Genomic DNA, 15116 nt, shown 5'->3' on the forward strand with positions numbered 1-15116 from the left:
GTGTTTTCCAGTATTTCCTATTCTTTTATATCTTCCCCTGTATCTGCGGGAAGTTTTGTCACCCTCACCTTTTGTATCATTCTGCGGGCAACAGATAATATCTGGAAGGCATAGCCTTCCGATTCTATGACAGAATGCTCGTCCTCCGAAGGTATTTTATCCAGCTTGGCTATTAAAAAACCATTAAGCGTCTCAAAATCCTCTTCTTCAAACTCTATATCAAGGGTCTCCTCCACGTCTTCGAGCGGAGCCATTCCATCCATTATAAATACATCATCGGCAACCTTTTCTATGAGATTTTCATCCTCATCATACTCATCCTGTATATTCCCCACTATCTCTTCAAGAATATCCTCCAGAGCGATGAGGCCTGCCGTCTGGCCGTACTCATCCGCCACCATGACCATCTGCAGCTTTTTCATCTGCATGCTTGTGAACAGCTGGGTGATATTTCTTGTCTCAGGAATAAATACAGCCGCTCTGATCAGGTTTGGGATGTCTTTGATCATCCATTCATCATACTTATATTTTGTATGGCATTTCATAGCATCCTTCAGATGAAGGATGCCCACAATATTATCAATATTCTCTTCATAGACGGGAAATCTGGAATTATTCCCGTCCAGCATAAAGCCCAGAGCTTCACGCAGGTTCATCCTGGCGTCAACCGCCACGATATTCTTTCTGTGCGTCATAATATCCTGAGCCTCTTTATCACCCAGCTCAAAAATATTATTGATCATCTCCGCCTCGCTCTCTTCCAGCACACCCTGTTCATGGCCTTCATTGACCATGGAGATGATCTCCTCCTCCGTCACGTCCTCATTCAGGCTTAAAGGATCTATCCCAAACATCCTTGTGATGCAGTGTACCATAGATACAAGCACCCAGGTGAGCGGTGAGAGCAGCCTCTCTAAAAACCTGACAGGCCCCACCAGTGCGAACGCCCAGCTTCCGGCATGATAGCTTCCCAAGATCTTCGGCAGATGGATTCCAAATGCATACATAAGAAAAAGAAAAACAAAAATCACAAGCACCGCTGTCAGAATATGTAGCAAGGTGCCGCGCAGGTGGATACCTGCACCCAGCATCTCGAAAAACGAATGCCATTTCACGAAGACCATCTGTACCGCCACGCTGCCTGTCAGCATACACAGCATTGTGGCAGCTACCTGTATCGTATTGATCAGATGCTCAGGACTGCTTTTATATGCTTCAACACTGCAGGCCTTTTTCAGATCCCCTTCTTTTTTTCTTTTTTCTATATCACTGTCTCCAATTGACTGTATTGCCGCGCCGAATCCATAGAGGATCGCATCCACTATGACAAACGCCAGAAATATAATGAATCCCAGCCAGGGACTCCCGCTACCATCCATTCGTAAAAAAACTCCTCACTATTCCATAATATACAAAATATATCATTTTCCCCTTCATTAGTCAAGACTATGTAGTCAGTTCCAGGCTTACTTTCAGGGCTTTATCAACCTGTTTTAAGATTTCTGCATCCAGATGGCAGACTCTGTCTTTTAATCTTTTCTTATCAATCGTCCTGAGCTGTTCCAGCAGAATGACAGAATCCTTCACTATCTCATAGCGTCTGGCGTCTATCTCCACGTGTGTAGGCAGCTTTGCCTTATTCATCTTGGATGTGATAGCCGCGCAAATGACAGTGGGGCTGTGTTTATTCCCGATATCATTCTGAATGATGAGCACCGGCCTTATGCCGCCCTGCTCTGACCCGATAACCGGCCTTAAATCTGCGTAAAAAATATCTCCTCGTCTTATAACCACACAATTCACACTCCGATTCCTATGTTTCATAAATACAAGTATTCCCATATTCCTCTTGTGTATTCGCTTTTACGCATTTTTCCGGTTAAGGCTTTCAGGAACTATATCCTGTCAAAAACAGCCCTGCCGTCCTGGTAATAGACGCGTGGTACTCTCTTTCCTATATCACATACAAACTCATAGGGGAAGCGGCCTGAAAGCTTGGCCAGAGTATCTACTGACAAAAATTCCTCCCCGTCTCTTCCCATGAGCGTCACTTCATCCAGCTCCCCTGCTTCGGGGATATCCGTGACATCCACCATAAACTGGTCCATACAGACTCTGCCCAGTATGGGAGCTTTTTTGCCGTGTATCAGGACCCAGCCTCTGTTTGAAAGGCTTCTGGGATAACCGTCACCATATCCCACAGGTATGGTTGCCACCGCCGTCCTCCTGCTTGTGACAAAGGTTCCCCCGTAGCTTACAGGAACTCCCTCCTCCAGCTCTTTAATGTATACGATATGGCTTTTCAGCTCCATGGCAGGCATGAGGGGCAGGCTTTCACGTGATACCTCCTCTGAGGGATATATCCCGTATATGGTGATCCCCGCCCTGACTGCATCCAGGTTAGCCTCCCTCATTTCCAGTATACCGGCGCTGTTGGAACAGTGGCGTACAGGTATATGGATACCCATCTCTTCCAGCTTTCCTGTAAATTCCAGGTAACGTACAAGCTGCTTTCTGGCATTTGTCTTGTCTGACTCATCCGCCCTTGCAAAATGGGTGAATATCCCTTCGATAACGATCCCAGGCATCTGAGTGATCTTCCGTATAATGTCGATGCTTTCAGCCGTGTCAGGAAATCCTATCCTGCTCATCCCTGTATCCAGGCCCAGATGGATGGGAAGCACTTTGTTCTGCCTGCAGGCCTCCTCTGAGAGCTTCCCTGCAGTGGAGAGCTTAAATACTACCGGCCTTATCTGATGGCGTACCAGGCGGGCATAATCTTCTTCAAAAGTATACCCCAAAATCAATACAGGCTTTAAAAGCCCCGCTTTTTTGATCTCCAGGGCTTCCTCCGCCGTGGCCACCGCATAACCCCATATGTAGTCATACTGCTCTGCCATTCTTGCTATAGGTATGGCCCCATGCCCGTAACCGTCCGTTTTGATCACTGCGATCATCTTAGTATCCCTGTTAATATTTTCCCTCATCTGCCTGAAATTCTCTGCTATGGCATCCATGTCGACAGCGGCATAGACCCTGCTGTGTTTTTTCATCTCTTTTTGTTCTCCTGTTATTTTGCTTGTGAGGCCCTTCCATCTTCTGTATCCCATGACATGACCGCCCCCACTGATTCAGCTATATCGCCTGCAAGCATTCCTCTTGCTCCGCAGCGCCGCCTTGCATCATCCCCGGCGAGTCCGTGCAGGTACACCCCGGCTGTTGCAGCCCTGAAGGGAGGGATTCCCTGAGCCAGCAGCCCCAGTATCAGCCCGCAGAGCACATCACCGGAACCGCCTGCAGCCATGCCGTCATTTCCGCTTGTATTTATGTATATACTCTTTCCATCTGATACTACTGTCCTGGCATCCTTAAGGACACAGACCACATTATTTTTTCTGGCAAAATCATGGCAGTATCCAGGCAGGTCCAGGATCAGCTCCTCCTTCTTGATCCCTGTCAGTCTCGCCATCTCTCCAATATGCGGTGTCAGTATAAGAGGCTGTCTGTGTCCCTCTAGCAGCTCCATGTGGACGCTCAGAAGATTCAGCGCATCCGCATCCAGGACTGCAGGAATATCTCCGGACCTGATGATCGTCTGCAGGATTTCCAGTTTTTCAGAGGATACAGACAAACCCGGCCCCACGGCGCATGCATCTGCCCACTGCAGCGCATCCGCCAGGGCTGCCCCCTCCTCACCCTTCCGGTAGGAGGTCAGCACCGCTTCAGGCAGGAGTGTCTGTAATATCTGACGGTTGCAGTCCTCTGAGTAGATGCGCACAAGACCTGTCCCTGTTTTATACGCTGCCTTGCCGGCAAGACAGGCAGCGCCTGCCATATCCCTGCTGCCTGCAGCTAAAAGCCCCCGTCCGTAAGTCCCCTTATTGGAATATGCCTTCCTTTCCGGGAGAAGCTTTGGTATATCTGACTCTTCCCAGGTAAAAGCCCCGGGAACCTGCCCCATAAATCCCCGGTCATCTATTCCGATGGCGCAAAGCTTCAGCTCTCCGCAGTATTCACTTCCCGGATACAGAATGTGGCCTATTTTTTCAAAAGCAAAGGTGACGGTCTTGGCTGCTTTAACTGCAGTACCCATAACGTGGCCGCTGTCAGCTGATATCCCTGAAGGGATATCCACCGACAGTACAGGAATGCCCGACCGGTTGATATCCCCGATCAATGCCGCGTACCTTCCTTCTATATTTCTGGACAGCCCCACCCCAAAGAGCGCATCTACTATACTAGTATATTCACTTATGTTCAAGTTACTGCCAACATTTACACCATAATTTTCGCAGATTTTCTTCTGTATCTGCGTTTCTTCGGTAAGAGATTCCGGCTTTCCTGCAAAAAGCACATCAACCCTCTTCCCGCTCAGATGGAGAAGCCTGGCAATGGCAAAACCGTCGCCGCCGTTATTGCCGGACCCGCACACTACCAGGACCCGGGACAGATCAAAGCCGCCGCTCACCAGCTCTTCATATACGGCCAGAGCGGCCCGCTCCATCAGTACAAGGGAAGGCATCCCGAATTCATTTATGGTATTTCCGTCGCACCGCTTCATCTCTTCAGAATTCACAAGGTATCTCACCTTATCACCTCCTGCTTCCTTTCTCTAACGCAAATATACGCACCAAGACAGAACCCTGTCCTGATACGTACACCTTCGTTCTCTATTTCTTATTATGGTCGCGTTCATATCTGCTGATGTTATAAGATAACTGCATAAGGCTCTCCGACAGATGCACGTTCTCAACGATCACATCCTCCGGCAGGTGCAGATCCGTATGTGCAAAATTCCAGATAGCCTTGACCCCATTCTCAGCCAGCAGCTCCGCCATCTCTCTGGCATTTGCCTTTGGCAGGGTAAGCGCTGCAATATGTATCTCATTCTCCTGCAGGTATTCGGGCAGCTCATCGATCAGCCGTATCTCAATGCCCCTGACCGTCATGCCATGCAGCCTGGGATTCACATCAAAGAGTTTTTTGATCAGGAATCCGCTCTTCTCAAACTTTACGTAATTTGCCAGGGCCTGCCCCAGATTTCCGGCTCCCACGATAATCATATTATATGTCTTATCAAGACCAAGTATCTTAGCAATTTCCTGATACAAAAATTTTACATTATAGCCGTATCCCTGCTGGCCGAAGCCTCCGAAATTGTTCAGGTCCTGACGTATCTGCGAGGCAGTCACCTGCATCCTCTCACTGAGTTCATTTGAAGAAATCCTCTCCACACCGCTCTCCAGCAGCTCTCCCAAATACCGGTAATATCTCGGCAGCCTTTTAATGACGGCCCTAGAGATTTCCTTCTCTTCCATTTATTATATCACCTCTTTCGCTATACCCATTATATTAGAATGATAATTTAATGTCAAACATTTTAAGCCTGAGGTGACATTTTTATATAACAGTTTAGCCTTCCACTGTTCCGCAAAGCGCTGTTATAATTCAGCATTAAAGCTGTGTAGTCACGAATATATCGTAAATTGCTTTTATTGCTGTCTCAAAATCCTCATTGCGTACACCAATGATAATATTAAGCTCGCTGGAACCCTGGTCTATCATCTTGATATTGATATTTGCATGTGCCAGGGCTGAAAATATCCTGCCTGCAGTCCCTCTTGTAGCCCGCATTCCGCGGCCCACAACCGCAATCAGGGCCAGGTCTGACTCCAGATCAATAGAATCAGGCTGGACAGCTCGGTGGATCCCTGCAAGGACCTTCTGTTCCTTCTCTTCAAATTCAGACTGGTGTACGTAGACAGTCATAGTATCAATGCCTGAAGGCATATGTTCAAAGGAAATACCGTTATCCTCAAAGACTCCCAGAACCTTTCTTCCAAATCCCACTTCTGCATTCATCATATCTTTTTCTATATTAATGGATGCAAAACCCTTCTTGCCGGCAATTCCGGTAATCGTATATTTAGGCTTCCTGCAGGTACTCTCTACGATCAGAGTCCCTTTTTCATCAGGTGCGTTCGTGTTGCGGATATTAATGGGAATGCCTTCTTTCCTGACCGGGAATATGGCGTCCTCATGAAGCACTGTAGCTCCCATGTATGACAGCTCTCTGAGCTCACGGTAAGTGATGGTCTCAATCACCTCGGGATTCTCGATAATATGAGGATCAGTAACAAGGAATCCCGAAACATCTGTCCAGTTCTCATAGAGGTCTGCCCTGATAGCTTTGGCCACGATGGACCCTGTCACATCAGAGCCTCCCCTTGAAAAGGTCTTTATGCAGCCATTTTCCATGGCACCGTAGAATCCCGGCACAACTGCCCTTTCCACGTCCTGCAGCCTCTCTGCAAGCGCTTTATCTGTCTTTACGGCATCAAAATTGCCTTCTTCGTCAAAGAAAATGACCTGCGCGGCATCTACAAATTCATATCCAAGATATGCCGCCATGACAATACCATTTAAATATTCTCCCCGGGAAGCAGCATAGTCCTTGCCTGCCTTTGCCAAAAAAGATTCCTGGATCCTGGCAAACTCATCATCAAGTGACAAGGTCAGATCAAGGCCTTTAATGATCTCTTCATAGCGTTCTTTTATCTTTTCCAGCTTCTGTGCGAATTTTTTGCCGGATACTGCTGTCTCATAACAGTCGTAGAGCATATCTGTCACTTTAATATCATTTGAAAAGCGCTTACCCGGTGCGGAAGGGATCACATACCTTCTTCCTTCGTCTGAACGTATGATATCGCCCACCTTTTTAAACTGTTCAGCGCTTGCCAGTGAGCTTCCGCCAAACTTCACTACTTTTTTCATAAGTTAGTTCCTCCTCTAAATCCTCATATTGCGAATTAAAAATATCTTATCGCACTTTTTTTCAATAGTCCAGAAAAAATTTATGCGGGCCATCCAAAATTTTAATTGAAAAAATCATATTTTTCGTTATAATGAACTCTGAAGCACTATTATAGATAAAGGAACAGGTGAAACACTCATGATTTTAGCATGTCAGAACATCTGTAAGGCTTTTGCCACAGATGAAATATTAAAAAACGCCTCATTTCATATAGAAGACAGGGAAAAAGCAGCCATAGTCGGCATAAACGGAGCCGGAAAATCCACACTGTTAAAAATTATTATGAATAAGCTGCCGGCGGACTCCGGTGAAGTCATTCTCTCAAAAGGAAAGACCATCGGATATCTGGCCCAGCATGAGGCCGTCTCTTCAGGAAATACCATCTACCAGGAGCTGCTGGAGGTCAAAAAGGATATCATAGAAATGGAAAAGAGGCTCCGCTGCATGGAGCACGATATGAAAGAGCTGGAAGGAGAAGCCCTCACATCACTGCTGGAGATCTACAACAGGCTGATGACTGAATTTGAAAGGCAGAATGGCTATGCATATAAGAGTGAGGTCACAGGCGTCTTAAAGGGCCTTGGTTTTGGCCCGGAGGATTTCGACAGGCACGTGGACACCCTCTCAGGCGGTCAGAAAACAAGGGTGGCTCTTGGCAAGCTGCTGCTCTCCAAACCGGACATCATCCTTCTCGACGAGCCTACCAACCACCTGGACATGAATTCCATCGCCTGGCTGGAGACGTATCTGCTCAATTACAGCGGAGCCGTGATCATAGTTGCCCATGACAGATACTTCCTGAATAAGGTAGTTACAAAGGTGATCGAGATCGACAACGGCTGTGTGTCGACCTTTCTCGGCAACTATTCTCAATACGCCGAGAAGAAAAAGCAGCTGCGTGATATCCAGATGAAAGCTTACTTAAACCAGCAGCAGGAAATCAAACATCAGGAGGAGGTCATCGCAAAGCTGCGCTCCTTTAACAGGGAAAAATCCATTAGGCGTGCTGAGAGCCGTGAGAAGATGCTGGATAAGATCGAGGTCCTGGATAAACCCACAGAGGTCAGTTCAGAGATACATCTAAACCTGGAACCACGTATCACCAGCGGAAATGATGTACTGACCGCAGAGCATCTCTCCAAATCCTTTGACCACAATACGCTTTTCACAGATCTGAACTTTGAGATCAAACGCGGGGAGAGAGTCGCCATCATCGGCAACAATGGGACCGGCAAGACTACCCTTCTGAAAATACTCAACGGTGTGATCCCGGCAGACTCCGGCTCCTTCACACTTGGCAGCAAGGTCCATATCGGATATTATGATCAGGAACACCATGTCCTTCATATGGAAAAGACGCTTTTTGAAGAGATTTCAGATGAATATCCAAATATGAATAACACAGAGATCAGAAACGTGCTGGCTGCCTTCCTTTTCACAGGTGATGATGTATTCAAGCTGGTGCGGGATTTAAGCGGCGGTGAAAGGGGACGTGTCTCCCTGGCTAAGCTGATGCTCTCTGAGGCCAATTTCCTCATACTCGACGAGCCTACAAACCACCTGGATATCGTCTCCAAAGAGATCCTGGAAAACGCTATAAACCAGTATACAGGAACAGTTCTGTATGTCTCCCACGACCGTTATTTTATCAACCAGACTGCCACAAGGATCCTGGAGCTTACTGGAAATATACTGCTTAATTATATTGGAAATTATGATTATTATCTGGAGAAAAAAGAACTTATGGCCTCTCTGTATATAGAAGAGGGCTCCGCCGGTTCATCAGACGGCGCTGCCACGCCGAATACAGGAAGTCCTGACTCTAAATCAGACTGGCAGCAGAAAAAGGAAGAGCAGGCGAGGATACGCAAACGCCAGAATGAACTTAAAAGGACCGAAGAACGGATCCACCAGCTGGAAGTAAGAGACAGCGAGATCGATACGCTTATGACCCAGGAAGAAATCTTTACGAACGTAGCTGAGTGTCTGAAGCTGAATAATGAAAAGACGGCTATTAATGAAGAGTTAGAAAAATTGTATGAGAAATGGGAAGAGCTGGCGGAATAATCTGCCAGCTCTTCTAACTCTTGCCTTTATTTCAATTTTTCTTCCAGTTTCTCCCTGACTGCCTTTATAAAGTCCTGGCTGTTTAATACAACCGGGTTCTGGATCGAAGTGATGAGTGCAAGGTCTTTTGTCATTTTCCCGTCCTCAATCGTCTCTATAGTAGCTGCTTCCAGCTTATCCGCAAAATCCATCAGCTCCTGAATGCCGTCCAGTTCTCCGCGCTTGCGCAAAGCGCCGCTCCATGCAAATATAGTTGCCACAGAGTTGGTAGATGTCTCCTCGCCCTTCAGATGCTTATAATAATGCCTCTGCACTGTTCCATGTGCTGCTTCATACTCGAAATTGCCTTCCGGAGATACGAGTACGGAGGTCATCATGGCAAGAGATCCAAACGCTGAAGATACCATATCGCTCATAACATCGCCGTCATAATTTTTACATGCCCAGATATATCCGCCTTCTGACTTCATGACACGCGCCACGGCATCATCTATCAGAGTATAGAAGTATGTAATGCCGGCATCTTTGAACTTTCCGTCATACTCAGCTTCGTAGATCTCCTGGAATATGTCTTTAAATGTGTGGTCATATTTCTTGGAAATCGTGTCTTTTGTTGCGAACCACAGATCCTGCTTTGTATCCAGGGCATAATTAAAGCAGCTTCTTGCAAAGCTCTCAATGGAGCTTTCCAGATTGTGCATACCCTGAAGGATACCCGGGCCTTTAAATTCATGGATCAGCTCTCTTGTCTCTGTGCCGTCCTCAGCTGTAAATACAAGCTCTGCTTTTCCTGCGCACGCAACCTTCATCTCAGATGCTTTATAGACATCCCCGTAGGCATGTCTTGCCAGGGTGATAGGCTTCTTCCAGTTTTTCACGCAGGGCTCGATCCCTTTTACCACGATTGGGGTACGGAAGACAGTTCCATCCATAATGGCACGGATAGTCCCATTCGGGCTTTTCCACATTTCTTTGAGATTATATTCCTTTACTCTTGCCGCATTTGGGGTAATTGTAGCACATTTTACAGCCACACCGTATTTCTTATTAGCGTAGGCGCTGTCAAATGTAACCTGGTCATCTGTCTCATTGCGGTGTTCAAGGCCCAGATCATAATACTCTGTCTTCAGATCAACAAAAGGAAGAAGCAGCTCGTCCTTTATGATTTTCCAGAGAACTCTTGTCATTTCATCCCCGTCCATCTCCACCAGCGGGGTCGTCATCTTGATTTTATCCATTCTTATCCTCCTGTCCTTTGCTTCTTTCCCACGGGGGGTAGATACCTTTCTAGTCTAACACATTTTTATCCAAAATGTTCCCTAAATTATGATTTTTCATATTTTTTCTTGCATTCATGATGTGAAGCGTAGCCAATTCGTCTGCTTTATCCCCGTCATGGCTCTTTATGGCTGCATAGATAGCCTCATGTTCCTTCGTGGCCTTCTCCGCCCTGTTTTCTACTGTTAAGGACCTTTTTCTGACCATCTGGATATAATGGTGGAAGTCGTCCAGGACATGCTCCAGTATCTTGCTGCCGCAGGAGGCAAAAAGCACCTCATGGAAACGGCTGTCCAGCTCAAAAAGCTGGGAATAATGCTTTTTTTCCTCGTGGAATCTGGAAAGCATGAGGATCTCTTCCATCTCCCCCATCTGCTCTGTGCTGACACGCTCTGCTGCCAGACGCGCGCACAGCCCTTCCAGCCTGGCGCGTATCATGTAAATATCTTCCACATCTGCAGAGGTGATCCCCACCACATAGGCACCCCGGTTTGGTATGATCTCAACAAGGCCTTCCAGCTCCAGCTGATGCAGCGCCTCCCTGACAGGGGTCCTGCTGACCCCCAGCTCCTCTCCTATCGCCGCTTCCCGCAGCTCATCATTTTTCTTGTACTTCCCTGTGAGGATGTCTTCGCGCAGCCTGTTAAAGACGCGGCTGCGCATAGAATAATTGTCAGCCAATTTTTCGTTCCCCCCGCCTACAGAACTATATTAAGTTTCCGGCAGCTCTCATCTATAACCTTTACAAGCTCATTATCTGTCAGAACAGTGACACGGCCGCTCTCATACTCTTTATCCACCCACTCCTTGACCATGGCAATCAGCGGATGATCCTTGCTCAGCCTCTTATCCTCCGACAGCTTGTAGTAGGTGTTGATCCAGTGGGCAATGCCTGCCAGGCCGGAGGTATTTGAGACTGCCACCAGCACAGGTCTGTTCAGGAATTTATCAGTATCAAATATATTGTAGATCTCCTCATTTTTTAACAGTCCGTCAGCATGGATTCCGGCTCTTGTCACATTAAAATTCCTGCCTACAAACGGAGTCCTGGAGGGGATATGGTATCCTATCTCTTTTTCATAATACTCGGCCATCTCTGTGATCACCCGTGTATCCATGCCGTCCAGAGTGCCGCGCAGCTGGGCATATTCAAAGACCATGGCTTCCAGAGGAGTATTTCCTGTCCTCTCGCCGATACCGAACAGGGAGCAGTTGACTCCGCAGGCGCCGTACAGCCAAGCTGTCGTAGAGTTGGACACGGCCTTATAAAAGTCATTATGTCCATGCCATTCGATCAGCTCTGAGGGCACGCCGGCATGTGTCATGATCCCATAGATGATACCCTGGACAGAGCGCGGTATCACGGCCCCGGCATAATTTACACCATAACCCATAGTGTCGCAGCAGCGGATCTTGATCGGAATATTATACTGCTCCATCAGCTTCATAAGCTCCAGGCAGAAAGGAATCACATATCCGTAGATATCAGCTCTTGTCACATCTTCCAGATGGCATCTGGGGCTTATCCCTATCTCAAGACAATCTTTTACAATGCTCAGGTAATGCTCCATAGCCTCTTTTCTGGTCATCTTCATCTTATAAAAGATATGGTAGTCTGAACAGCTCACCAGAATACCTGTCTCCTTCATGCCTATATCCTTGACAAGCTCAAAATCCTTTTTGCTGGCGCGGATCCAGCTGGTGACTTCCGGAAACTCATATCCGCGTTCCATGCATTTATAGACAGCGTCCCTGTCCTTCTTGCTGTACAGGAAAAATTCACTCTGTTTAATCTTTCCCTTTGGGCCGCCAAGCCTGTGCATATAATCATACAGCGCCACTATCTGCTCTGTGGTATATGGAGCCCTCGACTGCTGTCCATCCCGGAAAGTAGTGTCGGTAATCCAGATATCATCAGGCATGTGGTGCGGCACAATACGGTCATTGAATGCTATTTTAGGCACTTCATCGTAAGGAAACAGGTTTCTGAATACGTTCGGTGTCTTTACATCAACAAGCGGATACATGTGCTCCTCTAACTGCAGCAGATTTGTGTGCTGATCCATTTTAACTTTTCTGTTTTCCATTTCATCTACTCCTTGGTATGGTATTTTCGTATAATTGTATACAATTATACGATTTCTGTCAATAGGTAAAAGAAAAAATATTTTCCGCGTTAATGCTTTTTTACACTAAAGTTTTAAAAGCCTCCTGACATCAATCATTCCCCACCCCTGCTGGCTGTTGGGATAACCCAGGTTTTTTGCCGTCTCTCTCAGCCTCATCTTAACTTCCACATTTGTAAGCTCCGGCTCCCTCTCCAGCAGCAATGCCAGGCAGCCGGATACAACAGGCGTGGCCATGGAGGTGCCGCTTTTGACGCAGTAGAGGTTTTTATTTTTAAAGGATACGGCATTGCAGGAGGTGATCCCGGAACCAGGTGCTACAATATCCGGCTTGCAGACACATTCCAGAGTCGGCCCTCTCCCTGAATAGCAGGGACGTACTGAGGGATCTTTCGGCTGCTTCATGCAGTCATCAAAAGATCCCACTGTAATGACTTTTTTACTGTTGCCCGGAACTGTTATGCTCATAGGCTCCGGCCCCATATTTCCGGCTGCTACTACGACTACAAGCCCTGCATCCCAAGCTTTCTCTACAGCATCAACAAGAAGTTTGTTATTCTTCTCATCTTCTTTTACTGTCCCAACAGATATATTCATAATACGGATACCATACCGCTCCTTATTTTCAATGACCCAGTCTATACCTTTTAGCACATCATCCCTGTTCCCATTTCCTTTTCTGTCCAGGACCTTTACATGGATTATACTGCATTCAGGGGCGACCCCCATATAGACTCCGTTTGATGAGAGGCCGCTGCCTCCAAGAATACCTGATACGTGTGTCCCGTGGGAACAGTCATCATAGCAGTCCTGCATACCGCGCAGTATGTCTTTAAACTGTAATATTCTCCCTCCAAAATCTGGATGCCTGTAGATCCCCGTATCCAGAACTGCCACCCCGATTCCCTTCCCCCGGATGCCTCTTCTGTATGCCTCCCCGGCATGTATAATCATTCTGACACGATTCATATTCTTATTCCGTTTTTTTATTATTATATGTACTCACATCTTTTCACGCCCCATATGATATAGAAAATAAAAATATATAATGGTGGTATTATGCCAAATACAGATTATACCTCATTGGAATACCGGCGTAATCTCATACTTTCCAATGACTATGCAGATATCATTATTCCCCACACTTCCCTGTCTGAAGCTGAATTTCTTGAAATGTACCTTGCAGAAGGGGCACAGATCCTGGGAGGGCGCTATGGAATGGTCCACTCCCCTCTCTCTTTGACAAATGATGCCTTTATACGCCAGGTAGGATATTCCGGTGTGCCCTCCCTCTTTACTCCTCTGAACACGACCAGCCTTGAGGCCTCCGGCATCATCTCTGTACAAAACCAGCCTGTCTTAAGCCTCAAAGGCCAGAATATCATGATCGGTTTTGTAGATACGGGAATCGACTTCACCCATCCGGCCTTCCGCACAGGGGACGGCCGGACGCGGCTGGCCGGTATCTGGGATCAGACAGACCAGGGCGGCACGCCTCCTGTCGACATGTACTATGGAACTGAATACACGCCTGAGGATATCAACGCCGCCCTTTCTCTTGATGATCCCAGGGAGCTGATACCCATGGAGGATCCCACCGGACACGGCACCTTTATGGCGGGTGTGGCAGGAGGCAGTCCAAATCCTGAGGAGGACTTTATAGGAGCCGCTCCTGAATGTACACTCGCCGTAGTTAAATTAAAGCCGGCTAAACAGTATCTGAAGGATTTCTTCTTTGTCCCTCCTGAATCCGAGGTTTATCAGGAGACGGATATCCTTATGGGGATCAATTACCTCATGCGGCTGGCAGAGCAAAACAGGATGCCGCTCGTGCTGTGCATAGGCCTTGGCAGCAACCAGGGGGACCATGCCGGCAATGATCCTCTCTCCTCCGTCCTTTCAGGGTATACTTCCCTTCCTGGCTACTACGGCTGTATAGCGGCTGGCAATGAAGCCGGAAAGGGCCATCACTACTTTGGAAAACTGGACCGGGCCGATGAGGTGCGCAGGGTTGAAATCCTGGTTGATGACAGTACAGAGGGCTTCAGCCTGGAATTCTGGGCACAGGCGCCTGAGCTTTATTCCATATCCCTCACCTCGCCCCTGGGAGAAACCGTGCCTATTATCCAGGCCCGTCCCGGACAGAATGCCACTTACAGCTTCCTTCTGGAGCGGACCACTGTCTACGTATACTACGAACTTGTGGAGATAAAGTCAGGCAGCCAGCTGATCCTGATCAGGTTCCGGCTTCCAACAGAAGGCATCTGGACTATCAGTATCCACAACAACGTATATACAGAGGGTTCCTTTAATATCTGGCTGCCTGCTTCCGGCATGATCTCTCCCGGAACCGTATTTCTGGCACCCAACCCTGATACAACTATCACCGCACCGTCCGCTTCTGCCAGCTCCATAAGTGTCTGCACCTACAATGCATACAATAACAGCCTCTTCATCAATTCAAGCCGGGGCTTTACCAGGACAGGAGGCATCAAGCCGGACCTGGCCGCCCCGGGGGTGGATGTATACGGGCCTGTTCCGGGCGGACGCTACAGCACCAGGACCGGTTCCAGCACAGCAGCAGCGATCACTGCCGGAGCTGTGGCGCTGCTGGTGGAGTGGGGCACAAAAAGACCGCTTCCAAGCATACTCACTCCCATAGCCGTAAAAAATTATTTGATCCGCGGAGCTACCCGTTTTCCTAATCTTACCTATCCAAATAAAGAGTGGGGATATGGAACTTTAAATGTTTATCAAATATTTGAATCTTTGATGTAACAAAAATGGAACCCCCGTCATATCATGAAGTGTAATCATTAATTAATGGAGGA

12 protein-coding genes are annotated in these 15116 nt (G+C 47.5%); 2 read left to right on the plus strand and 10 right to left on the minus strand.

Features of this window, described 5'->3' with window-relative positions; genetic code table 11:
- Window positions 1-17 precede the first annotated feature (17 nt).
- The 6 genes from NSB28_RS02020 to NSB28_RS02045 all read right to left on the minus strand — a co-directional run bounded on the left by NSB28_RS02020 (window position 18) and on the right by NSB28_RS02045 (window position 6774).
- The gene (locus tag NSB28_RS02020) at window positions 18-1379 is read right to left on the minus strand and encodes a hemolysin family protein (RefSeq protein ID WP_109624445.1); all 1362 of its coding nucleotides are present in this window, start codon (window positions 1377-1379) and stop codon (window positions 18-20) included.
- A gap of 67 nt (window positions 1380-1446) precedes the next feature.
- Window positions 1447-1794, minus strand: coding sequence for a type II toxin-antitoxin system PemK/MazF family toxin (locus NSB28_RS02025; protein WP_109624801.1), 348 nt, complete (start codon window positions 1792-1794; stop codon window positions 1447-1449).
- A gap of 101 nt (window positions 1795-1895) precedes the next feature.
- The gene (gene alr, locus NSB28_RS02030; protein WP_109624800.1) at window positions 1896-3053 is read right to left on the minus strand and encodes an alanine racemase; all 1158 of its coding nucleotides are present in this window, start codon (window positions 3051-3053) and stop codon (window positions 1896-1898) included.
- A 17-nt stretch (window positions 3054-3070) separates the two neighbouring features.
- The gene (locus NSB28_RS02035) at window positions 3071-4588 is read right to left on the minus strand and encodes an NAD(P)H-hydrate dehydratase (protein ID WP_109624444.1); all 1518 of its coding nucleotides are present in this window, start codon (window positions 4586-4588) and stop codon (window positions 3071-3073) included.
- 82 nt (window positions 4589-4670) lie between these two features.
- The gene (locus tag NSB28_RS02040; RefSeq protein WP_109624443.1) at window positions 4671-5318 is read right to left on the minus strand and encodes a redox-sensing transcriptional repressor Rex; all 648 of its coding nucleotides are present in this window, start codon (window positions 5316-5318) and stop codon (window positions 4671-4673) included.
- 136 nt (window positions 5319-5454) lie between these two features.
- Window positions 5455-6774 carry an aspartate kinase gene (locus NSB28_RS02045; protein ID WP_109624442.1) on the minus strand — a complete coding sequence of 440 codons (1320 nt, stop codon included), beginning with the start codon at window positions 6772-6774 and terminating at the stop codon, window positions 5455-5457.
- Between the two features lie 178 nt (window positions 6775-6952).
- Here NSB28_RS02045 and NSB28_RS02050 point away from each other — a divergent pair, with 178 nt between their 5' ends.
- The gene (locus NSB28_RS02050) at window positions 6953-8881 is read left to right on the plus strand and encodes an ABC-F family ATP-binding cassette domain-containing protein (protein ID WP_109624441.1); all 1929 of its coding nucleotides are present in this window, start codon (window positions 6953-6955) and stop codon (window positions 8879-8881) included.
- A 26-nt stretch (window positions 8882-8907) separates the two neighbouring features.
- Here the strand turns inward: NSB28_RS02050 and NSB28_RS02055 are convergent, their stop codons facing one another.
- The 4 genes from NSB28_RS02055 to NSB28_RS02070 form a co-directional block, all read right to left on the minus strand.
- A complete protein-coding gene (locus NSB28_RS02055) occupies window positions 8908-10119 on the minus strand; it encodes an NADP-dependent isocitrate dehydrogenase (RefSeq protein ID WP_109624440.1) in 1212 nt (403 codons plus the stop codon).
- Window positions 10120-10168: 49 nt separating this feature from the next.
- Window positions 10169-10822 (minus strand): GntR family transcriptional regulator, encoded by a 654-nt coding sequence (locus tag NSB28_RS02060; protein WP_109624799.1) that lies wholly within the window; start codon window positions 10820-10822, stop codon window positions 10169-10171.
- A gap of 35 nt (window positions 10823-10857) precedes the next feature.
- A complete protein-coding gene (locus tag NSB28_RS02065) occupies window positions 10858-12246 on the minus strand; it encodes a beta/alpha barrel domain-containing protein (RefSeq protein ID WP_109624439.1) in 1389 nt (462 codons plus the stop codon).
- Between the two features lie 105 nt (window positions 12247-12351).
- Window positions 12352-13254 (minus strand): S8 family peptidase, encoded by a 903-nt coding sequence (locus tag NSB28_RS02070; RefSeq protein WP_109624438.1) that lies wholly within the window; start codon window positions 13252-13254, stop codon window positions 12352-12354.
- Between the two features lie 90 nt (window positions 13255-13344).
- On the opposite strand from NSB28_RS02070, the gene NSB28_RS02075 reads away from it, so the two are divergent.
- Window positions 13345-15063: a S8 family peptidase gene (locus NSB28_RS02075; RefSeq protein ID WP_109624437.1), complete on the plus strand. Its 1719-nt coding sequence runs from the start codon at window positions 13345-13347 to the stop codon at window positions 15061-15063.
- Window positions 15064-15116 lie beyond the last annotated feature (53 nt).

Origin of the sequence: Murimonas intestini (assembly GCF_024622195.1) — a bacterium.
Lineage (GTDB): Bacteria > Bacillota > Clostridia > Lachnospirales > Lachnospiraceae > Murimonas > Murimonas intestini.